At 75.7% G+C, this 797-nt stretch carries 1 protein-coding gene; it reads right to left on the reverse strand.

The window, feature by feature from the left end:
- Positions 1 to 506, reverse strand: a 506-nt coding sequence (locus FV222_RS27970) for a triphosphoribosyl-dephospho-CoA synthase (RefSeq protein ID WP_187277520.1), incomplete at its 3' end; no start/stop codon positions are given.
- Positions 507 to 797 lie beyond the last annotated feature (291 nt).

Consider the following 797-nt stretch of genomic DNA (forward strand, 5'->3'; position numbering starts at 1 on the left):
CCGCCGACCCCGTGCCGGCGCCGGGCCTCGGCCCCGGGCGCGCGCAGCAGAACCGGGCCGTCGAGGATGTCCGCGCCGTAGCGCTGGCGGACCCGGTCGCCGAGCCCGCCGGCGGGGATGGTCTCCCCGGAGAACGAACCCGCGGCCGCACAGAGCAGGCCGAGGCCGAAGATCGCGCCGCGATGGGTGTTCACGCCCCCGGTCGCCGCGCGCATCGCCGCCTCCGCCGCGATCCCGATGCGCCGAAGCTCGGGCATCGTCGCACCCTGGGCGCCGGCGGCGGCGAGGTCGGCGAGGTAGGGCTCGATCGCCGCCGTGCTCGCCGCGAAGGTGGCGGCGTCCATGTCGGCATGGCTGCCGCTGTCGATGCGGCTGACGAGGCCGGGCTTCGGGTAGGTGTCGAGTTCGCGCCGCAGGGCCGAGGCCGCGGCCGCCGCGATGCGCCTGGCGCGCTCGGCGTCCCGTAGGGGCAGGTTCGGGGCTCGGGAACGGGCGGCTGTCGTCATGGCCTCTCGGATGCGGCGACGGGTTCGGGACGGAAGACCGCCGGTGCCGCTCCATATCGCCGCCGCGCCCGCATCCGGCAACCGGCGCGGCGAAACACGCGGATGAACCTTGGCCCCGGCCGATGGTTGCCGGTCCGATCCTGTCCCGCCTTCTGAGGTACCCCGCGATGCCCGACTCGAACAGAACCCCGGATGCCAAGACGTCCGGCGCCCCGAAGAAAGCCCTCGACGCCAAGGGGATCGTCGACGCCCTGGTCAAGGCGCGCGGCGGCGCGCTCGCCGGCGCAGCGC

Source organism: Methylobacterium sp. WL103 (assembly GCF_008039885.1).
GTDB lineage: Bacteria > Pseudomonadota > Alphaproteobacteria > Rhizobiales > Beijerinckiaceae > Methylobacterium > Methylobacterium cerastii.